This window comes from Nocardia suismassiliense, assembly GCF_900269665.1.
Classification (GTDB): Bacteria; Actinomycetota; Actinomycetes; order Mycobacteriales; family Mycobacteriaceae; genus Nocardia; species Nocardia suismassiliense.
In genome coordinates this window covers 6,679,873-6,705,853 of sequence record NZ_LT985361.1, presented here as the reverse complement: position 1 = coordinate 6,705,853, position 25,981 = coordinate 6,679,873, and the positions used below count along the sequence as shown (strand labels likewise).

Annotated in this window: 23 protein-coding genes and 1 pseudogene; 20 read left to right on the top strand and 4 right to left on the bottom strand. The window is 68.9% G+C overall.

What is annotated here, in order from left to right; translation table 11 throughout:
* Nucleotides 1-92 precede the first annotated feature (92 nt).
* A complete protein-coding gene (locus DBO33_RS29730) occupies nt 93-545 on the bottom strand; it encodes a RidA family protein (protein WP_234391114.1) in 453 nt (150 codons plus the stop codon).
* A gap of 37 nt (nt 546-582) precedes the next feature.
* On the opposite strand from DBO33_RS29730, the gene DBO33_RS29725 reads away from it, so the two are divergent.
* From DBO33_RS29725 to DBO33_RS29710, 4 genes and pseudogenes are all read left to right on the top strand, one after another.
* Nucleotides 583-1,530 (top strand): hypothetical protein, encoded by a 948-nt coding sequence (locus DBO33_RS29725; RefSeq protein WP_107658018.1) that lies wholly within the window; start codon nt 583-585, stop codon nt 1,528-1,530.
* 8 nt (nt 1,531-1,538) lie between these two features.
* Nucleotides 1,539-2,795 carry an adenylosuccinate synthetase gene (locus tag DBO33_RS29720; RefSeq protein WP_107658017.1) on the top strand — a complete coding sequence of 419 codons (1,257 nt, stop codon included), beginning with the start codon at nt 1,539-1,541 and terminating at the stop codon, nt 2,793-2,795.
* 360 nt (nt 2,796-3,155) lie between these two features.
* Nucleotides 3,156-3,725, top strand: coding sequence for an NUDIX hydrolase (locus tag DBO33_RS29715; RefSeq protein WP_407670634.1), 570 nt, complete (start codon nt 3,156-3,158; stop codon nt 3,723-3,725).
* A gap of 122 nt (nt 3,726-3,847) precedes the next feature.
* Nucleotides 3,848-3,928: pseudogene (locus DBO33_RS29710) on the top strand (response regulator); the annotation flags it as partial.
* A gap of 903 nt (nt 3,929-4,831) precedes the next feature.
* Here the strand turns inward: DBO33_RS29710 and DBO33_RS29700 are convergent.
* The 3 genes from DBO33_RS29700 to DBO33_RS29690 all read right to left on the bottom strand — a co-directional run bounded on the left by DBO33_RS29700 (nt 4,832) and on the right by DBO33_RS29690 (nt 7,130).
* A complete protein-coding gene (locus DBO33_RS29700) occupies nt 4,832-5,686 on the bottom strand; it encodes an isocitrate lyase/PEP mutase family protein (protein WP_234391113.1) in 855 nt (284 codons plus the stop codon).
* A 117-nt stretch (nt 5,687-5,803) separates the two neighbouring features.
* Nucleotides 5,804-6,136 (bottom strand): YnfA family protein, encoded by a 333-nt coding sequence (locus DBO33_RS29695; RefSeq protein ID WP_107658015.1) that lies wholly within the window; start codon nt 6,134-6,136, stop codon nt 5,804-5,806.
* A 235-nt stretch (nt 6,137-6,371) separates the two neighbouring features.
* A complete protein-coding gene (locus tag DBO33_RS29690) occupies nt 6,372-7,130 on the bottom strand; it encodes a metallophosphoesterase family protein (RefSeq protein ID WP_234391112.1) in 759 nt (252 codons plus the stop codon).
* Between the two features lie 341 nt (nt 7,131-7,471).
* Between DBO33_RS29690 and DBO33_RS29685 the strand changes: the two genes are divergently transcribed.
* From DBO33_RS29685 to DBO33_RS29610, 16 genes are all read left to right on the top strand, one after another.
* Nucleotides 7,472-8,365: an alkaline phosphatase family protein gene (locus tag DBO33_RS29685; RefSeq protein ID WP_107658013.1), complete on the top strand. Its 894-nt coding sequence runs from the start codon at nt 7,472-7,474 to the stop codon at nt 8,363-8,365.
* 375 nt (nt 8,366-8,740) lie between these two features.
* Nucleotides 8,741-11,146 carry a RelA/SpoT family protein gene (locus DBO33_RS29680; protein ID WP_107658012.1) on the top strand — a complete coding sequence of 802 codons (2,406 nt, stop codon included), beginning with the start codon at nt 8,741-8,743 and terminating at the stop codon, nt 11,144-11,146.
* 584 nt (nt 11,147-11,730) lie between these two features.
* Nucleotides 11,731-13,152 carry a cutinase family protein gene (locus tag DBO33_RS29675; protein ID WP_325050756.1) on the top strand — a complete coding sequence of 474 codons (1,422 nt, stop codon included), beginning with the start codon at nt 11,731-11,733 and terminating at the stop codon, nt 13,150-13,152.
* Between the two features lie 57 nt (nt 13,153-13,209).
* Nucleotides 13,210-14,169, top strand: coding sequence for a hypothetical protein (locus tag DBO33_RS29670; RefSeq protein WP_107658011.1), 960 nt, complete (start codon nt 13,210-13,212; stop codon nt 14,167-14,169).
* Nucleotides 14,170-14,185: 16 nt separating this feature from the next.
* Nucleotides 14,186-15,064 carry a MinD/ParA family ATP-binding protein gene (locus tag DBO33_RS29665; RefSeq protein WP_107658010.1) on the top strand — a complete coding sequence of 293 codons (879 nt, stop codon included), beginning with the start codon at nt 14,186-14,188 and terminating at the stop codon, nt 15,062-15,064.
* Nucleotides 15,061-15,726, top strand: coding sequence for a hypothetical protein (locus DBO33_RS29660; protein WP_107658009.1), 666 nt, complete (start codon nt 15,061-15,063; stop codon nt 15,724-15,726). Before DBO33_RS29665 ends, DBO33_RS29660 begins: the two co-directional genes overlap by 4 nt.
* Nucleotides 15,727-15,777: 51 nt before the next feature.
* Nucleotides 15,778-16,074 (top strand): hypothetical protein, encoded by a 297-nt coding sequence (locus DBO33_RS29655; RefSeq protein ID WP_107658008.1) that lies wholly within the window; start codon nt 15,778-15,780, stop codon nt 16,072-16,074.
* Complete coding sequence (locus DBO33_RS29650) at nt 16,074-16,358, top strand: hypothetical protein (protein ID WP_107658007.1); 285 nt, start codon at nt 16,074-16,076, stop codon at nt 16,356-16,358. Before DBO33_RS29655 ends, DBO33_RS29650 begins: the two co-directional genes overlap by 1 nt.
* Entirely contained in the window at nt 16,355-16,966 is a 612-nt protein-coding gene (locus DBO33_RS29645) for a hypothetical protein (RefSeq protein ID WP_107658006.1), read from the top strand. Before DBO33_RS29650 ends, DBO33_RS29645 begins: the two co-directional genes overlap by 4 nt.
* The gene (locus tag DBO33_RS29640; protein ID WP_107658005.1) at nt 16,963-17,781 is read left to right on the top strand and encodes a hypothetical protein; all 819 of its coding nucleotides are present in this window, start codon (nt 16,963-16,965) and stop codon (nt 17,779-17,781) included. Before DBO33_RS29645 ends, DBO33_RS29640 begins: the two co-directional genes overlap by 4 nt.
* A gap of 65 nt (nt 17,782-17,846) precedes the next feature.
* Entirely contained in the window at nt 17,847-19,319 is a 1,473-nt protein-coding gene (locus DBO33_RS29635; RefSeq protein ID WP_107658004.1) for a hypothetical protein, read from the top strand.
* Entirely contained in the window at nt 19,316-20,812 is a 1,497-nt protein-coding gene (locus DBO33_RS29630; protein ID WP_407670545.1) for an SCO6880 family protein, read from the top strand. The genes DBO33_RS29635 and DBO33_RS29630 overlap by 4 nt, the downstream gene beginning before the upstream one ends.
* 7 nt (nt 20,813-20,819) lie before the next feature.
* Nucleotides 20,820-23,204 (top strand): hypothetical protein, encoded by a 2,385-nt coding sequence (locus tag DBO33_RS29625; protein WP_234391110.1) that lies wholly within the window; start codon nt 20,820-20,822, stop codon nt 23,202-23,204.
* A gap of 55 nt (nt 23,205-23,259) precedes the next feature.
* Nucleotides 23,260-23,568, top strand: coding sequence for a transposase (locus DBO33_RS29620; RefSeq protein ID WP_107658003.1), 309 nt, complete (start codon nt 23,260-23,262; stop codon nt 23,566-23,568).
* Between the two features lie 49 nt (nt 23,569-23,617).
* Nucleotides 23,618-25,300, top strand: coding sequence for a peptidoglycan DD-metalloendopeptidase family protein (locus DBO33_RS29615; protein WP_107658002.1), 1,683 nt, complete (start codon nt 23,618-23,620; stop codon nt 25,298-25,300).
* Between the two features lie 53 nt (nt 25,301-25,353).
* Entirely contained in the window at nt 25,354-25,965 is a 612-nt protein-coding gene (locus DBO33_RS29610; RefSeq protein ID WP_107660688.1) for a hypothetical protein, read from the top strand.
* Nucleotides 25,966-25,981: the final 16 nt, after the last annotated feature.

Below are 25,981 nucleotides of genomic sequence, written 5' to 3'. Positions count from 1 at the left end.
CTTTCGGCGGTGGCGAGGTCACGCAGCAGTGCATCGGTCAGAGGTATCGAGCCGAACCAAGGACGCCGCCCGGCGCGATCCCGCTGCGCGCGTCAGCGGGCGGCGACGATCTCGATCTCGACGAGCCAGTCGTTCTCCAGGGTCTGCGCCACGATCGCTGTGGTCGGCACGGCCCGGCCGCCCAGTGCGGCCACTCGGGCGGCGGCGTTCGCATCGGCGTCGGAGGCGTCGCGCAGGTAGCTGGTGAGCCGGACGATGTTGTCCACGGTCATGTCCGCCGAGGCGAGGATGGTGCGCAGGTTCGACCAGATCAGTTCGAGCTGTTCGGTCAGGGTCGTGCCCGGCTTGCCCTCCGCATCGAGACCCATTGTGCCCGAGACGAATAGCAGGCGCTCGGCACCGCGGACCTCCATCGCGTGCACGTAGTCGTCGGTGGCCGGATAGATGCCGTCGGTCGGGTTGTGCTGTCGCAGCTCCACGCGTCCGATCTTGCCAGGGAACGGGTTTCGCCGAGGGCATTCCTTGACCGGCAGAGTTTTAGTCATCTACACTAAAACTAGATTCACGAGAGGAAGTGATCCCATGGGATACGGAAACTGGGACGACACCGCCTACCGCGCGGCCAAGGCCTTCCGGGCCAGCCGGGGGCTCGACGACTTCGGATACACCGCCGAGATGCAGGGGGTGCCGTACGGGGACTGGCAGGCGCACCCGACCCTCGACCCGCTGGGTATCACCGCGCGGGAATGCCGGGACTCGGCCGACCACGGCAATTCGCTGCCCATAGCGGTGCTGTTCGACGTCACCGGCTCGATGGGCCGGGTGCCGCGGATCATGCAGCGCAAGCTCGGCAAGCTGCACGGATTGCTGCAACGCAAGGGTTACGCGGACGACCCGCAGATCCTGTTCGGCGCCATCGGCGATGCCGACTGCGACCGAGTGCCGTTGCAGGTGGGGCAGTTCGAGTCCGACAACCGGATGGACGAGCAGTTGCGCGCCATCCTGCTGGAGGGCGGCGGTGGCGGGCAGAAGTCCGAAAGTTATGAACTGGCCGGATATTTCATGGCCACCCACATCGTCACCGACGCTTGGGAGAAGCGGCGCAAGAAGGGCTACCTGTTCCTGATCGGTGACGAGCTGAACAAGGCGCGGCTGGCGTCACGGCACATCCGCAGCGTCATCGGCGACCCGGTGCGGCGCGATGTTTCGGTGGAGTCCATCTACCGGGAGCTCGCCGAGCGCTGGCACGTCTACTACATCCTGCCGAATCAGTCGAGTTACTACGACGATCCGGAGATCGCCGACCACTGGCGCGGACTGCTGGGCCAGAACTTCCTGAAGCTCGACGATCCGGCGGCCGTCTGCGAACTCATCGCACTGACCGTCGGGCTGGAAGAGGGGCGCGTCGACGTGGACGCCGGGCTCGCGGATCTGCGCGATGTCGGGTCGGCGGCCGAGGCCGCGTCGGTCGGCAAGGCCTTGGGGGTCAGCGGGCCGCGGATGCGGGCGCTGCCGAGTGGGCGTAGCTGAGGCACACCATGTTTCGGTCACACATCGTGGTAGTCGATCTCGGCTTCGGTGACGCCGGGAAGGGCGCGACCGTCGACTGGTTGTGCTCTCCGGCGGCGGGGCTCGACGTGTCGGCCGTCGTGCGGTTCAACGGCGGCGCGCAAGCGGCGCACAACGTGATCGCCGACGGACGGCACCACACGTTCGCGCAGTTCGGCTCCGGGACCTTTTCCGGTGTGCCGACGCTGCTTTCGCAGCATGTGCTGGTCGAACCCATCGCACTCGCCGGGGAGGCGCGCACGCTCGCGGCGCTCGGCGTGCCGGATCCGTTGGCGCTGCTGCACATCGACGGCCGGGCCCTGCTCACCACGCCGATCCACATCGCCGCCAACCGTGCCCGCGAGGACGCGAGGGGTTCCTCGCGGCACGGTTCGTGCGGACGTGGCATCGGCGAGACCGCCTGGTATGCGCTGGCACACGATGCACCGACCGTGTCGGATTGCCTGCGCCCCATGGTTCTTCGCGACAAACTCCGATCGCTCGCCGCGCACTACGGTCCGCTGATCGCGCCCAGCGAACACCGCTACGAACCGATCGACACCCTGGTCGACATGTATCGGGAGTTCGCCGCGGCCGTGCGCATCGTCGGTGGCGAGCAGCTGGCCCGCTTCGCCCGGCGCGGTCGGCTGATCTTCGAAGGGGCGCAAGGTGTCCTGCTCGACGAGTGGCGCGGTTTCCACCCGCACACCACCTGGTCCACCGTCGAACCACGCAACGCCCGCGCCATGCTGGCCGAAATCGGCGCCACCGGTGCGATTCTCGGCGTCACCCGCACCTACATGACCCGCCACGGCGCAGGCCCACTCCCCACCGAAGACCACACCCTCGAGTTCCCTGAGCCACACAACACCACCGGCCCCTACCAAGGTGACTTCCGCCTGGGCCACCTCGACCCGATCCTGCTGCGCTACGCCATCACCGTCTCCGGCGGCATCGACGGCCTAGCCCTCACCCACCTGGACACACCGGGAACCCGTTACGCCGCAACGAAATACCACACCACCGACGGCGTGCTCAACGACCTACCACCCGGCCCCTGGCAGGACCTTGTGCACCAGCAACACCTCACCGACCTCCTGACCACAGCCCACCCGACCCTCACCGAAATGCCGCAAGACGTAGCCCCCTGGCTGGCACAGACACTGGACACACCGGTAGTCCTGACCTCGAACGGCCCCACCCGAGCCCACCGGACATCAACCGCAACAATCGTTGCCGCCGCGTGACCGCATGCATGCCGCCGTGAGTTCGGCAGACCCGCCACCCACCGCGGCAGCCGTTGGCGCCGCGATCTCACGGCCTGCCCAGTGCAGCGGTGGCCCGGCAGACCGGCCGTTGATTGCGGCCACTATCGTGGCCGCCTGACTTTATGGACTGCCACCCCTATCTGTGAGGTCCAACCATGTTCTCCCACAGCCGTAGTCGGCAGAACGACCGCCGACACGCGGGCACCTTGCTGCATCGGCGGTCGAGACGAGGCTGTGTGCTGTTCAGGTCCTGTCTCTTATACACATCTCCGAGCCCACGAGACCGTACTAGATATCCTATGCCGTCTTTTGTTTTGAAAAAAACCAAAACCAGAGAGAATCTCTTATTCCTTCTTCTGCTTGCAAAAAAAAAAGACAGATGGTAATGANGCGCTGCCGGGTGTGCTGCTCGGGCGGGGGGAGCGGCTGGTGGAGGCGGCGCGGCGGGCGGTGCACACGAAACTCGGTGTGCCGGAAGCCGCGATCGGCGCGGTGGGGCAGCTGGTGACCTTCGACGAACCGAATCGTGACCCGCGCGGGCCGACCTTGTCGATCGCGATGTGGGCGGTGGTCGGGCCGCACGATGGCCCCGCACAGTGGGTCGGCTTCGACGAGATACCCGAGCTGGCCTTCGACCACAACCGCATCGTCGCCGCCTCCCGCAGCCTGCTCGCCGGACTCCTGTGGAAGGACCTCCCCTTCACCCGAGCATTGCTCGGAGACGAATTCCCCGCCACCCGAGCCGTAGCCGCCACCACGAACCTCGCGGGCACCCGCCCCGACCCCGCCAACCTCAACCGCACCCTCGCCGCCATTCCAGGCCTGACCCGCACCACCGAACGCCGCCGCGTGAAAGCCACCGGCCGCCCCGCCGCGGTCTGGGCCTTCGACGCCGACGCCGACGCTTAGCTGAAACGCGCTGCGCCACAATGGCTCAGCCGTCGGGACCCAACTGCGCCGCGGTCGCCGTGAATGGCACATGGTTGTGCCATATCGCCGCGCTGCGCCGCAATGGCTCAGCCGGCGATGGCTACCTCGCCACCCTCGTCGGCACCGGCACCCTCCGCATGAGCCTGCGCTACGGCAGCACCGGTCGCCCGGAACAGGAGTATTCAGCGGCGGTCAGCCAAGCCAGTAACAGCAACCAACAGGGCCAGGACTCGAAGCAGCCGCAGAACATACGAATCCAGCCGTAAACACAGTGTGAACCTAAGTACCGGTGCAGCGAGGTAAGCGTATCGGGGGTCTTGACGCACGGTGCACTCTCATGACGCACGCTGCAACATCAGTCAAGAGCACGCAACCCACGTCATGTGGGCGCGCGGCGACCCTGGTCGCCGCTACCCGGATCGAGGCGCAGCTCGACTCCAGCACCGAAGACATGGCGGGCGACCCACTCCCAGGTCGGCACCCAATCGTGCCGCGGTCGTCGTGAGTGGCGCATGGTGGCGGCGTATCGCGAGAAGGGCTCTCGCTGGTGTGCCACTCACCGGTATCCGGCGGACCGGCCGAATCGAGTCCGCAGACGTGGCGGCCGACCCACTCCCAGATCGGCACCCAATCGTGCCGCGGTCGTCGTGAGTGGCACATGGTTGTGCCATGTCGACGCGCTGCGCCGCAATGGCTCAGCCGGCGATGGCGTGGTCGCCGCTACCCGAATCCAGTCGCAGCCGACGTCGGCGCCACTCACCGGTATCCGGCGGACCGGCCGAATCGAGTCCGCAGACGTGGCGGCCGACCCACTCCCAGATCGGCACCCAACCGTGCCGCAGTCGCCGTGAGTGGCACATGGTTGCGGCGTATCGCGAGAACGCCTCTCGCTGGTGTGCCACTCACCGGTATCCGGAACCTCGGCGCACCAGGCCGACCCGAGTCTGGTGTGCCGCTCGCCGACGTCCGGAAGATCGAGGCACCAGGCCGAGCTGGGTTCGACCTGGTGTGCTGCTCGCCGACGTCCGGAACTTCGAGGCACCAGGCTGAGCCGAGTTCGAAGCTGGTGCGCCACCGAGGAATCGTTATCCCTGGGGGAGCAATCCTTGCACTGTGCCGAAATCGAGGGCATTCTCCAGCGCTGTATAGGTGCCGTGTTCTAGCAGCTCGGTGGCTGCCGTCTCGGCCAGCGTGTAGGCAGCCTGCGCCACTGCGGAGCCGACGCTGACCCGCCGTACGCCCGCCGCACCGAGTTCCGCGACGGAAGGCGCGCCGGCGCCGGCCATCACGTTGATCGGCAACGGCGACTTGGCGACCAGGTCGGTGAGGGTCGGCAGATCGAGCAGGCCGGGGACGAAGAGACTGTCCGCACCGGCCGCGGCGTAAGCGGCTGCCCTGGTGAGCACTTCGTCGAAACGGCCTTCTTGGTCGCCGATGCCGAACAGGTAGACATCGGTCCTGGCGTTGATCACCAGTTCCGGCAGACCCGCCTGCTGCGCGGCGTCGCGGGCCGCCCGCAGCCGATCGGCCTGCGCGGCGGTGTCGAACAGCGGCCCACCGGGTGCCGTCGAGTCTTCCAGGTTCACTCCGACCGCCCCGGCGGATACCGCGGCGAGGATGGTGGCCGCGACGTCCTCGGGCGTGGGCCCGTACCCGCCCTCGACATCCGCGGTCACCGGCACGTCGACCACAGCGGCGATCCTGCGGATGACGCCGATCGTGTCGTCCCTGGTGAGCTGCTGTCCGTCGCCGGTGCCGAGCGACCAGGCAACGCCCGCACTGGTTGTCGCGATCGCCGGTGCGCCCGCGCGCGCGATCACCGCCGCGCTGACCGCGTCCCACGCGTTCGGCAGCACGAAGATTCCTTGCTCGTGCAGCGCGCGAAAAGCGGCCGCCGCATTGCGCTGCTTGTCGGTGATGGGCTGAATATCCTGTGCCACAGGGGCTCCTCGCGAGATTGTTTCGATGGACCGGTCGCGCTGGAGGTAACGCCGGAAACCTCGCCGACAGTCCCGGACAGCAGTCCGGCTTTGAAACTCGATGCGGCAGAACGTTGTTCAGCGGCGTGGCGCGTACATGATGATGGCGACGCCGACGAGGCAGATGGTCGCGCCGAGGTAGTCCCAGCGGTCGGGGTGGAATTTGTCCACGAGCATGCCCCAGGCGAGCGAGCCCGCGACGAAGACGCCACCGTAGGCGGCGAGGATGCGGCCGAAGTTGGGGTCGGGCTGGAAGGTCGCGACGAAGCCGTAGGCGCCGAGCGCGACGACGCCGGCCGCGATCCAGAGAATCCCGCGCTGCTCGCGCCAGCCCTGCCAGACCAGCCACGCGCCACCGATCTCGGCGAGGGCGGCCAGGGCGAACAGCAGCAGGGAGCGGGCGACGGTCATGAGGGTGAACCTACCGACAGCCGGGATCGGCGACGTACAACCCATCGGTGCCGACGTGAGTCAGCGGCATGCGAGACGCGGCTGTCCGCTCGCCCCGCCGCTATGTAATTGCGGCGCGCGACCGATTCCCGCCGACGCTGGTGATGCGCGGCTGTTTTCCACCGACGCTGGTGATGCGCGACCGTTTTCCACCGACGCAGGTGATGTGCGGCCGATTTCCGCCGACGCTGGTGGTTCAAGCCGGTTGGGCCGGCATCGTCGCCAGCTCGTACACCACATACGGACGCCCGATCACCGGGTACGAGACATTGCGAACCGGAACTCCGCCTGCGGTGCGCCCGAACTCGGCGCCGTGATGAGCGTGCCCGTGCAGGGCGAGGGTGGCCCGGCCCGCATCCACGGCTTCGGCGAGGGCATGACAGCCGAGACCGGGATAGAACTTGGTCGGTTCGCCCACCAGAGTGTCGACCACCGGCGCGAAATGCATCAACGCGACCCGGATGTCGGTGTCGAGGGTGTCCAAGGCCTGTTGCAGCCGCAGCGCGTCGACGGGCCCGCGCAGCATCCGGGCCCGATGTTCTTCGGTACCGTTCTCGGGATCGCCTGGGTAGTCGGGGAACCCACCGCTACCACCCATCACGCCCGCGATGCCGAGCCGAATCCCGTTCAGCTCCAGCGTGATCGCGGTGCCTTCGAGCATGTGCACGCCGATGTCGCTGAGCTGTGCGGCGATTCGGAAGCCGAGCTTGTGGTCGTGGTCGTGGTTACCGAGCACAGCGACGACGGGCACCGGCAGGTCGGCGATCTCGGCGCAGAGCAGGTCGGTTTCGGCGAGGCTGCCACTCTCGGTGAGATCGCCTGCCAGCAGCAGCACATCGGCGTGCTCGGCGATCCGCAGCAAGTCCGGTCGAAATCGCCCGGCCACCGCGGGCCGCAGGTGCGTGTCCGCGACGGCGGCGATCCGGATACCTGGCTGCGCGAATTCGGCTGGCATGGCGCCAGACAGCCACATCCGCGACAGGGTGTCAACCGCAATCTGCCGTTCATCGGCCCGCCACCCGCTGGCGAGCTGCCGGAATAGCTTCCCGCTATCGGCAGTTCAGTGCCCGTTCAGCGAGGCAACGGGCGATGCGGCGACCGATGAAACGTCAATGAACAGTGCGCCGGGAGGCTATCCGCGGGCCCCGCCCACCCCGCATGGTTCGCACTATGAGCGAGCGCGACAAGCGAGCGAATCATCGGTCGGGTGGCACCGGATGGCGGCGCGATGAGGGCGTCGCCGATCGGTCCAGGTGGTCGAAAGTGCTTGTCGCTCTCGCCGTTACCGCTGCTGCGATGACCTGGACCGTGGGTGGCGCGCACGCCGACACCCGCGTGGACAAGGTTGTCGTGATCGGTCTCGACGGCCTGATGTACGACAAGGTGCTGAAGGTCCAGGCACCGAACCTGTTGCGGCTCAGTGCCGAAGGACTGCTCAGCCGGTCCTCGATCGCCCCGCACATCACCATCTCCGGCCCGTCCTGGGCCACCGTGCTCACCGGGGTGTGGGATCGCAAGCACGGCATCAAGGACAACAACTTCACCGCGGCGCCGTTCGCGAAGTACCCGACGGTGTTCACGCAACTCGAACGCGCCGACCCGGCCCGCAAGACCCACTCGATCGCGACCTGGGACCAGATCGCCACCATGGCGGGCAGCGGCAACCCGCGCGCCGACGTGGTCGTCTCCACCGCGCCGGTCCCGAACGATCCCGACGAGTCGAAGACCGACGCGGCAACCACCACCGCCGTGGTCGGCGCGATCGAGAAGTTCGCCCCCGACCTCCTCTTCACCCACCTCGACCAGGTCGATCACGCAGGTCACAGCGACGGCGCCGTCTCCGGCGAGTACCTCGACGCGGTCCGCCGCATCGACGAGCAGGTCGGCCGCATCGCCGCCGCGGTGGACGCCCGCGCCGCCGCCAACCCGGCCGAACGATGGACCATCCTGGTCACCGCCGACCACGGCCACCTGCCCAAGGGCGGTCACGGTGGCCAATCCCCGGACGAGACAACCAATTTCGTCATCGCTCGCGGCCCCGACTTCACCGCGGGCGACACCACCTCCCGCTACACCCTGGTCGACATCACCCCCACCGTCGTCGACCTCCTGCACGTCGCGCCGAGTCCCGATTTCGACGGCCGGTCCATGATCACCCGCGAGCCCGCCGACTCGGCCACCATCCGTTAGGCCCGTGCGCCAGGCCCACGTCGAGGCCCCATCCGGCGTATCCGTCGGTCGTCGATACCGGACCGAACCTTCGGCGGCGATTCGGTCGCAACTGCGCCGGATCGATGTCTGATATGTCACGCTTTCCGGTACTCCGCAGAGTCCACGGCTAACGCCGCGTCATCCCGGCCGTACCGCCGCCGCAGCGCCCGCCGCAACCTCGTGCCCGACGCCACTGCGCCGCCGGGACTAAAGTTGGTGGTCTGGGCGGTTGCAGCGGTCGGATAGGGTGGTCCGATCGAGGCACGCGGCGTGAACGTGAGGCCCGGAGGCGGCAGCCTGCGTATCCACGGAGGGACCGGCAGCGCTGCGAGTTGGGCACTGAGAGGTGGTGGCATGACTCAGCACGTGGGCGAGGCGAATGTCGAGCAATCGGCAGGCGCCCCGCAGTCGAACGGTGCCGCCACCGGGGGAGAGCAGCCGAAGTCCGCCACCCCGGCCGCAACGCCCACCCCACCGCGCCAGCCGGGCGCCTCGGCCGCCGTGCCCACCTCGGCCTCGCGCCGGGTGCGGGCCAGGCTCGCCCGCCGGATGACCGGCCAGCGCGGCATCGCCGCGGTCAAGCCGGTGCTGGAGCCGCTGGCCAGCGTGCACCGTGAGCTGTATCCGAAGGCCAACCTGACGCTGTTGCAGCGCGCCTTCGACGTAGCCGACGAACGGCACAAGCACCAGTTCCGCAAGTCCGGCGACCCGTACATCACCCACCCGCTCGCGGTCGCCAACATCCTGGCCGAGCTCGGCATGGACACCACCACGCTGGTGGCCGCGCTGCTGCACGACACCGTCGAGGACACCGGCTACTCGCTCGAGCAGCTCACCCTGGACTTCGGCGCCGAGGTCGCGCACCTGGTCGACGGCGTCACCAAACTGGACAAGGTCAATCTCGGCGCGGCCGCCGAGGCGGAGACGATCCGCAAGATGATCATCGCGATGGCGCGGGACCCGCGCGTGCTGGTGATCAAGGTCGCCGACCGGCTGCACAACATGCGCACCATGCGCTTCCTGCCGCCGGAGAAGCAGGCGAAGAAGGCCAAGGAGACCCTCGAAGTCATTGCGCCCCTTGCCCATCGCCTCGGCATGGCGACGGTCAAGTGGGAGCTGGAGGACCTCGCGTTCGCGATCCTGCACCCGAAGAAGTACGACGAGATCGTGCGACTGGTCGCGGACCGCGCGCCGTCGCGTGACACGTACCTGGCGAAGGTGCGCGCGGAAATCGTGAATACCCTTGCGGCGTCGCGGATCAACGCGATCGTCGAGGGCCGGCCCAAGCACTACTGGTCGATCTATCAGAAGATGATCGTCAAGGGTAAGGACTTCGACGACATCCACGACCTGGTCGGCATCCGCATCCTCTGCGACGAGGTGCGTGACTGCTACGCGGCGGTCGGCGTGGTGCACTCGCTGTGGCAGCCGATGGCGGGCCGGTTCAAGGACTACATCGCCCAGCCGCGCTACGGCGTCTACCAGTCACTGCACACCACGGTCGTCGGCCCGGACGGCAAGCCGCTGGAAGTGCAGATCCGCACCCAGGACATGCACCGCACCGCCGAGTTCGGCATCGCCGCGCACTGGCGCTACAAGGAGACCCGCGGCAAGCACTCCAACGACTCGACCGAGGTCGACGACATGGCGTGGATGCGGCAGCTGCTCGACTGGCAGCGCGAGGCGGCCGACCCGGCGGAGTTCCTGGAGTCGCTGCGCTTCGACCTGAAGTCGCCGGAGATCTTCGTCTTCACCCCGAAGGGTGACGTGATCACGTTGCCGCAGAAGTCGACCCCGGTCGACTTCGCCTACGCGGTGCACACCGAGGTCGGGCACAAGTGCATCGGCGCCAGGGTGAACGGCCGCCTGGTCGCGCTGGAACGGCAGCTGGAGAACGGCGAGGTCGTCGAGGTGTTCACCTCGAAGGCGCAGAACGCCGGGCCGAGCCGCGACTGGCAGAACTTCGTGGTGTCCCCGCGCGCCAAGGCCAAGATCCGGCAGTGGTTCGCCAAGGAGCGCCGCGAGGAGGCGCTGGAGAACGGCAAGGAGCAGATCTCCAAGGAGGTCCGCCGCGTCGGTCTGCCGTTGCAGCGGCTGATGAGCGTCGACGCGATGACCGCCGTCGCGCACGAGCTGCACTACACCGATATCTCCACCCTCTACACCGCGGTCGGCGAGCATCAGGTCTCGGCGCACCACGTGGTGCAGCGACTGATGGCGCAGCTGGGCGGCATCGGCGACGTGGAGAACGAGCTGGCCGAGCGGTCCACCCCGTCGACCACGCCGAGCAGGCAGCGGACCACCGGCGACGCGGGCGTGCTGATTCCTGGCGCGTCGGGCACCGTGGCCAAGCTGGCCAAGTGCTGTACGCCGGTGCCCGGTGACGAGATCATGGGCTTCGTGACCCGCGGCGGCGCGGTGAGCGTGCACCGCACCGACTGCACCAATGCGGGGTCGCTGCAGGATCAGGCCGAGCGCATCATCGAGGTGTCCTGGGCGCCGTCCCCGTCCTCGGTGTTCCTGGTCGCCATCCAGATCGAGGCGCTCGATCGCACCCGCCTGCTGTCCGACGTGACGAAGGTGCTGGCCGACGAGAAGGTGAACATCCTGTCCGCGTCGGTCGCCACCCACGGCGACCGGGTCGCGATCAGCAAGTTCACCTTCGAGATGGGCGACCCCAAGCACCTGGGACACCTGCTGAATGTGGTCCGGAATGTGGAAGGCGTCTACGACGTCTACCGGGTAACCTCGGCTGCCTGAATTACCCCCTAGCGAATACCCCTACTAGGTCATCTCCCCTTGACATGTCAATTGTCATGCCCCCGGCAACCTTCCGGCGAACGGCCAGCGACGCGGGAGATATCTGCACGAATGCTGAAGCCATCGGGCGAACGGAAGATGGAGTCCCGGTAGGGAATTCGCGTGACCGGTGGGTCGCCGAGTGGTTGCTCTCATTTTCAGACCGTCGGAAAGTTGCCGGAGGAGGTTGCTCGGCACGCGGGAATGTGTGAAACCCGTTTCGGCAGTTCGCGGAAAGTTTTCGGCGATGCCGCAGCAATAGCCGGAATCTGTTACGGTCTATTGCGTTTCATGGCGTTGAGGGTAACTGCGGCAACACGGATTGATTGCGGATCGCTATGACAAATTATTCGGCAAGACTCACGGTGGTGCTGACAGCACTCGCCGTGACCGTGGCTACGGCGGGTACCGCCGTGGCCGGTCCACCGAATCCCGCAGGCCCTTCGACCGATATCGCGCTCAGCGCGTGTCCGGCATTGTACGCCTTGGGAATTCAGGGTACAGGCGAATCGTCACCGGATGCGGCACCTTCTACCGACACCGGCATGTTGTCCACCGTCTTCCGTCCGATGCTGGCCAAGGCCAACGGCCCCGGACTGGTCGACCGGGCCTATGTGCCATACGAATCCGGCTTCGGCGGGGTGACCGGCGGCAGCGCGATGCCCTACGCCGAATCGGTGACCGGCGGGCTGGCCCGGCTGCGCACCATGGCCAAGGCCGTCGCCGACCGGTGCGCGGATACCCGGTTCGCGGTGGTCGGCTATTCGCAAGGCGCGCACGTCGCCTCGATGTTCGCTCAGGAGATCGGCCAGGGGCAGGGGATACTCCCGGCCGAGAAGATCGCGGCGGTCGCGTTGTTCGCCGATCCGACCCGCAACCCCGGCGCCGCGCTGTTCCCCGGCTCGCCCGGCAAGGCGTCACCGGATCCGGCCCCCGGCACCGCGGGCGATCAGCTCGCCGGCCTCGCCGCGCTACCGCAGCCGCCCGCCGCCGGCGGTGGCATCGGCCCCGACCGGGACCGGGCGGCCAACTTCGGCGCGCTCACCGGTCGCGTGGCCAGTTTCTGCGCGGCGGGCGACCTCGCCTGCGACGCACCGCAGGGCGCGCCGATCCTGAAGGCGGTCACCAACGTCGTCGGCCAGTCCAAGCTCAGCGGCGGCGACCCGATCGCCTCGCTGGTCTCCATCGCCCAGGCGCTGGCCTACACCTCGATCAAGACCGCGACCAAGGTGGTCAACGAGGACGTGCAGGGCAACTCGCTCGCCACGCTGGCCATCTCGCCCAAGAAGTCGATCTCCGAGCGTTTGGCCGACGCCGCCGACCCGCGTACCCCGCTCGACCTTCCCCGCGCGCTACAGGCGCTGCTGAAGGTCGGCATGATCGGGCTGAACGCGGTCGTCACGGTGGTCAAGACGGTGCTCAACCCGTCGACCATCGCCGAACTGGCCACCGCGGGCCTGTCGAACCCGCCCGCCGCGCTGCTCTCGCTCGGCGCCAAGCTGGTCGGTGCGGTGACCCAGCTCGTCCCGCCGACCACCGGCGTCCGCTTGGTCAATCAGGCGTTCGACGCGGTGGTGCAGAACATCACCGACAACAGCGAATTGCTCAACACCGCCACCTGGGTGCGGTACTGGGACACGGTGCAGCGGCACGGCGCGTACAACACCGCGACGGTCGCCGCCAACGGCGACACGCCCACCACTTTCGTGGCCGACTGGCTCGCCGCCGTAGCCCGCGATATTGCCGGTGCATTCGGCATGAACAGCAGGCCACAGGGTGGACCGGACAAGCCGCCCTCGGGATTCTTCGGCGAGCAATCCGGCGCGTCGACTACGCCGAATTCGTCCGGTACGGGACAATTTCCGTTCGGGACAGGAGCCGACGGCGCCTCATCCGGCGGCGCGACGTCGATTCCGCCCACCGTTCGACCCGGCACCGCCCACATCTACCCGTTCTCTACGAACTGATCGCCGAGAGGGTCCGACGATGCGGAACTATGCGCCTCGCTCAGCGGGAACGGGGGAATGTTGAAGTCGTACAAAGAGCTGTCCCGGTGGTACGCCGCGCTCGAGCCGGAGACGGCGCCGGTGCCGCCCGGCGAACCGAGCTCGGAGCACCTGGACGAGGACGGGCCCGCCCGATATCCGCACTACATCCGCGAACCCGAGGTCCCCGACGACCTTCGTGCGCAGCGCAGCGAATTCACCGGCGGCTGGTCGGACTGGGTGGGCCGGGCACCCGGCCCGGATGACGACTACACCCCGCGCGACGCGGACCTGGTGCGTTTCCCCTGGCCCGACGACGACGATGACTACGACGACCACCTGGACGAGCCGCGACCGCGCTCGTCCAGTGCCTTGCGTCTGGAGGCCCGCGCCCGGCGCTCGCGCCGCAGCCGCGTGTTCGTGGTGCTCGTCATCGCGGTGCTGCTGCTCGGCGCGGCCGCCGCGGGCGTGCTGTTCCTGCTGAACTCGTCCACCAACCGCGCCGCGACGCCGCGCCTGCCCACCTCGTCGGCCTCGGTGCAGTTCACCATGGGCAGCGTGCAGGCGGGCGTGAGCACCGACAGCCTGCGCGGCCGCTCGCAGGCCGGGGTGAACACCAGCCGTCCGTCCGGCGCCTGCCCGACCGAGCGCGCCGCGGCGATCGTGCGCGCGGCCGAAAAGGGCGGCACCACTTCGGGTCCCGACGCCATCCTCGCGTTCCAGTACGCGTACTACGTGGAGCGCTCCGGCGAGCGGGTCCGCGAGGTCGTCGCCCCGGACGCCGCCGTCTCGCCCGCCGCGACCATTCAGCGCGGCATCGACACGATCCCGGCGGGCACCGCGCACTGCGTGCGGATCGTGACCATCTCGGACAACCGGTACTCGGTGGAGGTCACCGAGTACCGCCCCGGCGGCGTGCCCGCCACGTACAACAAGCAGACGGTCACCACCGCGGTGATCGACGGTCGCACCCTGATCACGGGTATCGCGGCCGGATAGAGGAGAGCAGGAAGCGATGGGAGAGGACTGGAGCCGCTGGCTCGACGAGGCACCCGACCAGGGTGAACCGTCGGGCCGGCCCGTGCGCTCCAAGGCTCCGGTGGTGCGGTTGCGGCGCGGCAAGGGCGGCGGTTCCGGGGCGGGACAACCTTTGCAACGCCCCATCCTGGTGGTCGGCGGCTGCGGTGGTGCGGGCACCACCACGACGGCGTTGGGCATCGCGGGTGAGCTCGGCATGGCGGGCACCCCGACGGTGGCCGTGGACGCGACCGCGGCGGGCAGCGACCTCGCGCTGCGCGGCGCGGACGAGCACTTACACCCGATCAGCCTGCAGTCCTGGCTGTACGGCCGCGGCGACGACGAACCTGCCCCGCTGAAGGAGTGCCTGTCCCGGGCGACCTCGGGCATCGGCCTGCTGTGGCGCGACGCCGCGCCGCTGCGCAGACGGGCGACCTACCTCACGGTGGCGCGGGCGGTGTACGACGCGGGTTTCACCGCGGTCTACGACGGCGGCAGCCCGATTGCCGGGCGGCAGCTGCGCCCGCTGCTCGACGACGCGGATGTTGCTCTGGTGCTTGCCATTCCGGCTCGCGCCGATGCCGCGAACCGGCTGCGGGTGACCCTGGAATGGCTCGACGACCAGTTCGGCGACTCGACCGAAGGGCAGGGCGGCGGCATCGTCGGCGACACCACAATCGTTGTCTCACACCAACATCCGGGCACCGAGTCGCGCGTTGCCGAGCATTTGCGCGAGCATCTGTCCGGCTGGGTGCGCGACATCAGGGAAATACCGTACGACCCCCACCTGGCCAGGGGCGAGCTGGTCCGCCACGCGTCGTTGGCCCCCGAGACGCGCCGGGCCTATGGGCGCCTGCTGACCGGGGTGGCATCATGACCGCCGCCATGAAATTTCGCCGTCACACCGAATCCGCGCCCGCAGGCGTCGTCGCCCCGCCGGAGTCCCGGCGCGCACCGATCTGGGACCGTCCGGTCCCCGGCGTGGGCCGGGCCCCGCTGGTCTGGCTGCTGGGTGTGCACGGCGGTGCCGGAGCCAGTAGCCTCGCGCATGTGCTTGCGCCAGCGGCGGATTCGGGCCGCCGCTGGCCCGGCGTCTTCGACCGCGAGTCCCCCTTCGTCGTCCTGGTGGCCAGAGAGACCATCGCGGGCCTCACCCGCGCGCATGACCTACTGCGCCAACATCATTCGGGTTTCGCCGGGTCCTGCGAGGTGCTCGGGCTGATCACCGTCGCCGCGCGCCCCGGCCGGTTGCCCGCCGAGATCCGCCGCTACCGCGACGTGGTCGGCTCGCTGGCCGGTCAGCTGTGGCAGGTCCCGTGGTATGAGGAATGGACGCTGGTGGAACCGGAGAAGCTGCCGGTGTGGGCACCCGGTGACCCACTGCCACCGAAGAAACGCAAGATCGACCCGCTGGAGGAGGTGCCGCTCGATGTCCGGGAGCTGGGCGCCGACATCGTCGCGGCGGCTCGAACGGCACTGGAGGAGGCAGCACTCGACGATCCGGCGCACGACCGGGCCAGAAAGCCACCCGATCAGTGAACGTACGCATCGAATCGGCGACTACCCCACTACTTTCGAGAAAGGCACCCGATGAGCATGATTCTCCTCGCCGTGCAGGACACGTACGGCACCGTACTCGCGCAGGTCGGTAACCCGACGCCCGAGGCGCCCCCCGGATCGGAGAAGATCCTGCAGCTGGTGCGTTATCTCACCTGGTTCGTGCTGTTGTCCGGTATCACCGGCATCATCTACGCGGGCGGCAAGTTCGCGTGGGAGAAGTGGACCGGCGGCGGGCTCGAATCGCCGAAGATGGTGGCCGGCGCCATGATCGGCGGCGTCGTCGCGACCAGCGCCGGCACCATCATGAACGCCGTTATTGGAACCTGATGTCCGGAATATCTACCGTGCGCGCGTCGGCAGCCGAGCTGCTGGCCTACAAACAGATGCCCTCCGAGGTCCTGCAACCGCTGATGCAGCTGATCAATTGGCTGCTGTGGTTCGTGCTGCTGGTGTGTCTGGCGTGGATGATCGTGTCCGCAGGCAAGCTGTGGTTGGCCTTCCGCGACGACCTCGCGATGAACGACGCCTCGCATGGGGTGCTGATGAGCCTGCTCGGGGCGATAGTGGCGAGCACAGCGTCGGGGATCGCGCTGGCGTTCCTACCGACATGAACAGGCGCAGGGGGACCGTGGGGGCGGCAGGCGCGGTCTTGCTGATCGCGGCGGCCGGTTGCGGCGGCAGCGACGAGCCGGCCGGGCCGGATCTGTCGGCGGCGCCGACCGGCGTGCGGTGGCAGCCGTTCCAGGGCGTGCCGCTGCCGCACACCGAGCAGGGCCCGAAGTCGGTGGCCGACGGCGCCGCAACGGGTTTCGAACATTCGCCACGCGGCGCGGGCGTCGCCGCGATCCACCACGCGGTGCGGCTGGCCGTGGCCGCCGACAGTCAGTGGGCGAAAGTCGCTGCGCGGGAAGTAGTTCCGGGACCGGCGAAGGACGAGTGGGCGATCAACCGGATCCAGCTGTCCATCACCGGGCCCGCCGCCCCCGACTACGCGCCGCGGGTGCTCGGCTACCGGATCACCGGGTACACCGATCAGCGCAGCACCGTCGACGTGCACACCGAGTACTCCGACCGATCGAAAGCCGTGAACCACACCACCGTCGAATGGGTCGGCCAGGACTGGTTGTTACGCCTGCCCGACCCGGGCTCGACCGCTAGACCGATCGACTCGATCGATGTAATACCTGATGGCACAGTGAAATTGGAGGCACCACAGTGACAGAGAAGGAGTCTTACGCGCGCGATCGCGTCTCCTTCGGTGCCGTCGCGTCCGCAGCCGTGCTGGCGCTCATCGTGATCGCGGGAATCGTCGTCTACATCAGCCGCGACGACGGCGGCAGCGCAGCGGGGAGCACCCCCGCGCCCGCCGAGACCGCGGGCGGCACCGGCTTCGCCGCCCCCGAGGTCGACATCCTCGGCAGGCGCGTCGACGTGCCGAACAACCCTGCCGGGCAACCACTTCCGCAGGACCCCACGCGGCAGCGCAAACCGTCCGACAGTGACTGGCTGACCCAGGCGCCCGAGGGCACCACCGGACCGCGCGGCTGGCAGCGGGTGTACGGCGCCTCCGTGCCGTTCTCCACCTCGGACGGCCCCACCCGGATCGAAGACGGTCTGGCCGTTGGCTATTCGCACACGCCGCAGGGCGCGGTGCTGGCCGCGGCGCAGATCACCTACCGGCTCAACGCCCGTCCGGCCGATCGCGATCTGTACGTCACCCAGGTGCGCGTCTCCGCCCAGCAGATCGCCGCGTACGACAAGGCGCTCGCCAGTGACCGGCTGCCCGAACAGCAGCCCGAGCGGGTCACCAAATACTTCATCGCCTCGGACGCGTTCAAGGTCGATGACTACGCCGACGACCTGGCCATCGTCCGGCTCGCCTCGCGCGGGCCGGTGGTCGACGGCAAACAGTTATGGGCGGCGATCCGCCTGGTCATGGTCTGGGATGCCGGTGACTGGCGACTCAAGCCCTCGACGTCCAACTCCGCACAAACCGAGTACATCGAATCGCTGGGTGGGTGGACGAAATGGTGAGCACGATCGGAAAGGCTCGACGACAAATTGATGGCCGTCCTGCGGAGCAGCGAGGGGTGCACACAATGGTGAGGCGGATACTCACGATCTTCGCGGTCATCTTCACGGTGATGATGGCGACGCCGACCGTGGCCTACGGACAGCAGTACGGCTTCGACGAGACGTGCAACGAGATCCACGACACGCTCGACAATGTCGGCCTGCCCGGTATCTCGCTGGGCGACGCCGCCTCCGCCGCGTGCAAGGCGGGCAACGCCGCCTCGCATCCGGGTCAGGCGGCCACCGCCGTCAAGGACAAGGCGTGGGACTCGACCTTCGGCAAGGTGGTCGACTCGCTGATGAAGGGCCTCGGCGAGGCCATCATTCTGGCGCTGACCTTCTGGATGAAGGTGCCCAACGAGGCGGCCAGCGACTCGGGTTCGTTGTTCACGAAGATCAACGACTACACCTATCAAGCCCGGATATTGCTCTTGATAGCCTCGGTGATCCTGTCCGGCGCCCGCCTGGCCGAGGCGAGACGCGGGGCCACGATGAACGAGGCCGCCGAATCGTTCCGCATGTTCGCCAGAGTGGTGTTCAGCTCCTGGATGCTCGGCGCGGTGATCGTCGCGGGCACCCAGGCCTCGGATCGCTTCTCCGAGTGGATCATCAACGACTCCACCAACGGCAACGCCAAGGACCTGGCCGAGCTGATGGTGAAAACCAGTAAGCTCCAGGCCTTCTCGCCGGGCTTGGTGCTGATCATCGCGGTCGTCGGCCTGCTCGGCGCGCTCGCGCAGATCGTGCTCGCCATCGTGCGGCAGGGGCTGCTGATCATCGCGGCCGGTGTACTGCCGCTGGCGGCGGCCGCGTCCGGGATGAATGTCGGAAAACAGTCCTACCAGAAGCTGATCGGCTGGATCATCGCTTTCATGCTGTACAAACCGGTGGCCGCGATCGTCTACATGATCGCGTTCACCACTGCGGGACATGTGGATTCGATGACCCCGGTGAACAATCTGCCGGATGGTGAACAGGCGCAACGCATGCTGGTCGCCATCGTGCTGCTCTGCAGCGTCGCGTTCGTGCTGCCCGCGCTGATGCGATTGGTCACGCCCGCGGTCGCGATCGTCGGCAGCGGCGGCTCCGGTCTCACCGCGACCGGCGGCACCCTGCTCGCCGCCGGGGCACTTGGCGCCATGGGCACCAAAGCTGTTGGCGTCAAAGGCACTGCGGCCTCGGGCACACCGGGCTACGTCGGCGGCAGCGGCACCGGTCCGCGCCCGCCGGGTGGCGCGGGCGGACGCGGCAGCGGCGCACCACGCCCGACCCCGCCACGCGGTGGTGGTGGCCCGGCCGGCGGTGCGGCACCGCGCGCCTCCGGGCCCGGCGGCGCGGCGGGAGTACCGTCCGGTGCTACACGTGCGGCGGGCCGGATCGGCGCGGCCCGCGCCGCGACGAGCAGCCTGAACCGTGCGGATCAGGCAATGGGTGATGTGGCCGGTGACCGTTGGGCGAATCGATCGCCCGACCTCGGGAGGAGCACCATTCCGCGATGACGATGACGACGAACGATACCTACGAGCGTCGCTCGTACGGGCTGTGGCAGAAGCCCCGCAGCGCAGGCCTTTTCGGACTGCGCTGGGAAGAGACCGTGATCGGCTTCGTGGTGGTGATCACGGCACTGATCACCGCGATGGTCGGCGGCTTCAAATGGGGTCTGATCGTCGGCGTCACCGGCGTCGTGGTGATGGTTCCACTGGTGTGGCGGACGGGGGGCCGCTCGGGCTACGAGACGGGATTGATGATGTTCAACTGGATGCGCTCGCGCAAGCGCGGCGAGCACGTGTACCGGGGTGGCCGGTTCTCCCGGATCCCCGGCGGCGTCACCCGATTGCCGGGTCTGCTCGCGCCGTCGAAGCTGTACGAGGGCATCGACGCGGGCGGTTACAGCTTCGGCATGATCCACCTGCCGCAGTTCGCTCAGTACACGGTGGTGCTGCGGGCCTGGCCGCAAGGCCACGAGGCGGTCGACCAGCCGGTGATCGACCGCTGGGTGTCGGCGTGGGGCACCTTCCTCGCCTCGGTCGGCCAGACCAGCGACATCGTCGCGGTGGTGCCGGTCATCGACACCGTGCCGGAGACCGGAAACCGTTTGCTCACCGAGGTTTCCACCATCACCCGGCCGGACGCGCCCGAGCTGGCGCAGCAGGTGATGTACGAGCTCGCCACCGAGCTGCCGCAGGAGCGGGTGCAGCTGCTGCCCCGGGTGGCGATCACCTTCAAGGCCACCACCGCCGAGCGCCGCAAGACCCCCGCCGAGGAGGCGGTCGAGATCGGCCGTCGCCTGCCCGGCATCTGCGCGGCGCTCGCCGAGGCGGGCGTGCGTGCCCAGCCGATGTCGGCCGACGAGGTGATCTCGTTCATCCGGCGCAGCTACGACCCGGCCTCGCAGGCCGACTTGGAAGTCGCCGCAAGCGAACCCGACGGCCACGGCCTGGATTGGGCTGACGCGGGCCCGGTTTCGCACGACGAGAAGTGGGACCACCTGGTGCACGACGGTGGCCGCTCGGTCACCTGGGAGATGGACGCGGCGCCGGAGGGCGCGGTGGACGAGCGGGTGCTGCAACGGCTGCTCGCGCCCAATCCCGAAGTGCCACGCAAGCGCATCGCGATCGTGTACCGGCCGCACTCGGCCGCCGACGCCGCCGAGATCGTCGACGACGATTTCAAGAACGCGCTGGTGGCCCAGCAGAGCGAGCGGGGCGTGGTCTCCGCGGCCGCGACCCTGCGGGTGGGCGCCACCCAGCAAGCCCGTGAGGAGCAAGCCCGGGGTCACGGTGTGACCCGCTTCGGGGCGTTGGTGACCATCACCGAGCCCCTGCGCGGCGATCTGCCGCGTATCGAAGCCATCACGCGCGACCTGTCGACGCAGGCGCGGTTGAAGATCCGGCGGTGCTACCGCTACCAGGCGGCGGCCTTCGCGGCCTCGCTCGGTTGCGGGGTGATCCTGCCGGAGCACGCGACTATTCCGAAGGCACTGGCGGGGTGATCGATTCATGGCACGTGACGAGTGGGGCGAGCGCCCACCGGCCGAGCGCAGGCGCCGTCCCGGCGTGCGGGAACGCTCCGGCATCGAGGAGATGCCGGACCGGCCACGGCGATTCGGCAGGGGCGCGGCGCGGGTGAGCGACGACCGATCGGGACTCGACGAGAAGTCCGAGCGCGAGCGCGCCAGGGCGGCGGCCGAGCGTCGGGCGCGGGCCGAGAGCGCCCACGCGGACGGGTCGCGTTCTGATCGGTCGCGCGCCGGCGGCGATCGCGTGCGCGCCGACGGTGATCGCGTGCGCGCCGACGGTGATCGGCCACGGCCCGACGGCGATCGGACGCGGGCCGAAACCGGCAGGGGCGAGCGCAGTTCGGACCGGGCCCGCGGCGACGCGGCCAGGTCTGCGCGCGCTCGCGACGGTGCGCCCGAGCGACCTGCACGTACCCGCGACGGTGCGACCGCGCGCGGCGACCGTCCGGCGCGTTCGGAGCAGCGCGGCCAGCAGGCGGATCCGCGCGCGCAGAAGGCCGCGCGCAACGGCAAGCCCGAGCGCGGTGTGCGAGACCGCAACGGCTCGCGGGCCGCGCGTAACCCGCAGCGCCCCACCAAGACCGACTACACCGCGGACCGGGCCATGGGCACGCCGGTGATGGACAAGGCGGCGCTGCGCGCCAAGGCCAAGGCCGACCGGCGCAAGAACTCCGGCCCGCCGCTGCTCGACGAGCAGACCCGCGCCAAGCTGGAGATGATCGTCCGCGAGCAGACCGGCCTGCGGGCGGCCTTCGCGCAGTTCCGGATTCGCACCGACGACATCCGTCGCCGCAATTACGCCGCCCGCGCCGAACAGGTCTTCGAGGACGGATTCGACCGCAGCACCGCCCAGCTCACCGATCGCGGCTACGCGGGTGAGGGTGGCGGCCGGATGAACGTGGTCGGCCGCCCGGTCGAATACCGGGCCACCACCGCGCAGGTCGCCGGCCTGTGGCCGTGGTCGGTCGGCGCCGGTGCGCCGCTGATCGGCACCCCGCTCGGCTCGCACCTGCATACTGGTGCCCCGGTCTGCTTCGACCCGATGAACTGGTTCATGCGCGGTAGCTTCATCACCGCGCCGAGCCTTTTCGTGCTGGGTCTCAACGGCTTCGGTAAGTCGTCGCTGGTGCGCCGGATCGTGCTCGGCGGTATCGCCCAGGGCATCACGCCGCTGATCCTGGCCGACGTCAAGCCGGACTATCGCAAGATGGTGGAGCTGGTCGGCGGCCAGGTGATCGATCTCGGTTACGGCCACGGCAAGCTCAACCCGCTCGCCGCGGGCGTGCTGGGCGCGGTGGTGCCGCGCCTGGACGACCACCCCGCCTTGCAGATTCAGGTGTTGCAAGACCTGCGGGCGCGCCAGGTGACCCTCATCGCGGGTCTGGTCGAACTGGTCCGCGGCGCCAGGGTGCGCGACTTCGAGGAGACGCTCATCGCCACCGCGCTGCGCATCCTCTACCAGCCGGGCAGTGGCTACACCCCGGACCAGCCGCCGATCATGGAGCACCTGCTCGAGGTGATCGTCGCGGGCGGTGAGGAATTGATGCTCGACGCGGGCGCCGACGACCCCAACGAGTATCAGAACGCGATCAAGAACCTGCGTCGCTCGTTGCGCGCGCTCACCCAGGGCCCGTTCGGCGCCATCTTCAACGGGCAGACCTCGGTGCCGATCGACACCAGCGCGGTCGCGGTCTGTATTGACGTCTCGCACATCCCTACCGGCGACAAAAAGCTCAAAGCCGCGGTGATGCTGGCCTGTTGGGCCGACGGGTTCGCCTCGGTCGAGGCCGCGCACGTGCTCTCCGACGCGGACCTCGGGCCGCAGCGCTACTTCCAGGTGGTGATGGACGAGCTGTGGCAGGTGCTCGGCCTCGGCGACTTCATGGTCGACCGCGTCGACGAGCTCACCCGTCTGCAGCGTGGCATCGCCACCTCGCTGATCATGATCAGTCACACGATCAAGGATTTGCAGGCTCTCGGATCCGAAGCCGCGATCGCCAAGGCGCTCGGCTTCCTGGAACGCGCGCGCGCCAAGATCTTCGGCGCGTTGCCCGGCGAGGAGGTGAAGCGGCTGGACAGCATCGTGCCGTTCACCTCCGCCGAGGAACAGATGGTGACCGGCTGGTCCGCGCCGCAGGCGTTGACCGGCGAGGCCCTCAAGCCGGGCCAGCTGCGGCCGTCGCCGCCGGGCACCGGCAAGTTCCTGTTGAAGATCGGCGAGGATCGGCGCCCCGGCATTCCGTTCCACATGGAGTTCACGCTCTCGGAGAAGGAGAGCGGTATTCACGACACCAACCAGCGGTTCAGCGAATTCACCGAATCGACTGCCCGAGGGACGGATTCGCCGAGCGGGAGCGCCGCATGACAGATCAGCCGAGATCCGGTTTACCGAGGCACCTGCCGACCAGGAGGTGCGTCGGATGATGCCACACCGCTCCTATCGCCGGGTGTCGCCCGAGGTGCGTCAGGCCGCTGTCCAGCAGGTCATGGCGCTCACCGGGCAGATGCGCAGCGAGTCGGAAGCCTGTCGCGTGGTCGCCGAACAGATCGGCGTGCATACGAACTCGGTGCGCAACTGGGTGCGCGCGGCCGAGGGCCCGAGCCTGGAGCGCTTGGACGCGTCCGCGCTGCGCCGCAAAGTGGCGCTGCTGCAACAACAATTGGCGGCCGCCGCGGAGATGAACCGCACCCTGGCCGACACCCTCAACGAATCCCGGCGCGGGCAGTGAACCTTGCGCTGCCGCGCCGGCGTGGAGGGCCGGGCCCGGCGAGGCCGCGGTGACCGGGAAGGGCCTGCTGTGGGGAGCACTGGTCGCAGTGCTCGGGTTGATGACCCTCGTGGTGGTCATCGTGCTGCCCTCGGCCGACGACCCGTGCGAGGGCGCGTTGATCCTCGGCACCCAATCGAATCTGCCGCCGCTGGGTGGCTACGCGCCGGGTGATCCGCGTGCGAATCCCTCAGGTACCCAGGCGAATCCCGCCGCAGCGGCGCCGCCGTCGGGCACGCAGAACCCGACCAGCTCGGGCGCGCCGTCGCTGGCCGCCGGTGCCGGACCGATCCGGCGCACCCTGCCGCTGGCGACCGGGACCTTCACGGTGTCGGACGTTTTCGGTGCGCGCGGCGGTAAGCATCTCGGCATCGATATGGCCGCCACCGACGGCACCACCATCTACTCGGTGTCCGACGGCCGGGTGGTAGCCGCCGGGCCCGCATCGGGTTTCGGCAACTGGATCGTCGTCGACTCGATCGATACCAACGGCCGCGCGTACTCCGCCGTCTACGGCCACATGTGGGACTCCGGCGTGCACGTGCGCGTCGGCGACACGGTGACCGCGGGCCAGCCGATCGCCCAGGTCGGCTCCGCGGGCGAATCCAGCGGCCCGCACCTGCATTTCGAGATCGTGCCCGGCGGCCGGTTCACCGGCGGCCGCCAGATCGACCCGCTGCCTTGGCTGGACGGCGCGCCGACCCCGGATGTCGGTGGCGCGCAGGCCTTTTCCAACGATCCCCGCTGCACCCGTGGTTTCGGCAGCGCGGGCGGCGCGCTCGCCGCGGGCAAGGTGCCGCCGGAGCTCGAAATCTGGTATCGCCGTGCGGGTTCGATCTGCCCGCAGATCACTCCCTCGCTGCTCGCGGCGCAGGGCAAGCAGGAGTCCGGCTTCCGCCGCGGCGCCACCTCACCCGCAGGCGCGCAGGGTCTGGCGCAGTTCCTGCCGACCACCGCGGTCAGCGTGAACCCGGATGACGGTCAGCCCTATGTGATCGACGCCGACGGCAACGGCAGCGCGAGCGTGTGGGACGACGGTGACGCGATCATCGGGCAGGGGCGCTATATGTGCGCCATTGCCAACAAGATCACGCAGTGGCAGGCCGAGGGAAAGGTGCAGGGCGACATCACCGCCTTGTCGCTGGCCGCCTACAACGCCGGTGAGGGCGCGGTGCTCGCCTCCGGCGGCATGCCGAATCGGGTTGGGGCGCACCTGTCCGAGACTCAGCCCTATGTGGCGAACATTCTCGCGATGGAGGCGCAGTACCGCGCGCCGGGCGCGCTCGGCCGGTTCGCACCCGAGGAGGGCGGCGGTGGCAGTCAGATCGTCGAGGCCGCGCACGACTGGCTCGGCACGCCGTACGTGTGGGGTGGCGGTGGCCCGCAGGGGCCCAGCGGTGGCGGACTGGACGGTCCGGGCTTGACCGCCGCCGCGGTGTTCGCGGCCTCGTCCGGCTCGGTGACCTTGCCGCGCACCGCGGAACAGCAGTGGGAGGCGGGTGTCGAGGTGCCGATGAGCAAGATTCAAGAGGGGGATCTGGTGTTCAGCTCGTTCGGCCCGCGCGGGCCCGCACAGGTGGGCATCTACGCCGGCAACGGACGGATGATCCAGGCCGTGCCGGGCACGCGTGGCGGCGGCGGTGTCGGCGAGGTACAGGTGCCGGGGGACAGCCGGGCGAGGAGGGTGTTGTGATCGCGGGCAACGAATCCGAACACGCGACCTCGGGACTGCCGAACTGTCGGTCGATGCGGTTAGCCTGGAATAACAGCGGCGGGAACGACGGACGCCGCATATCGGACACGGCACAGGTACGCGCGAAACTGGTGGTGATGCTGGTGGTGAGCGTCGCGATGCTGGGCGCGGCCTGTGGTCGCGGAGACGGTGCGGACACCGGATCCGGTGGCGCGCCCCCGGCTACGTCAACGACCCGGTTGCTCGAGGGGGTGCCCGCCCCCGATCCGGTCACGCCCGACGGCGTCGCGGTGGCCGCGCTGAAGGAGATCTACACCTGGCAGCCGGCCACCGAAGCCCAAGGCACGTCGCTGACGCGGGCCCGGAAGTGGTTGGGCCCCAGCCTGGTTCGCATGCTGGACGGCTCGCCGACCGGCCTGGAGACGCCGCGGACCACGTTGCAGTGGGCCGACTGGGCCGCCGCGAAGGCGCGCGTCGAGGCGTTCACCTTCGCCTCCGGCGAGAAGCCGCCCAGCGGCGGCGACCCGAACATGCAGCAGTTCAAGATCGGCATCGAGCAGACCGTGGTCTACCCGAACGGCCGCAAGGAGACGTTGCCGCCCGCGACGGTCATCGCCACCGTGGTGCGCACGCCCGAAGGCTGGCGGCTCGACGCGTTCCGCTGAACCCCAAGACATTTCC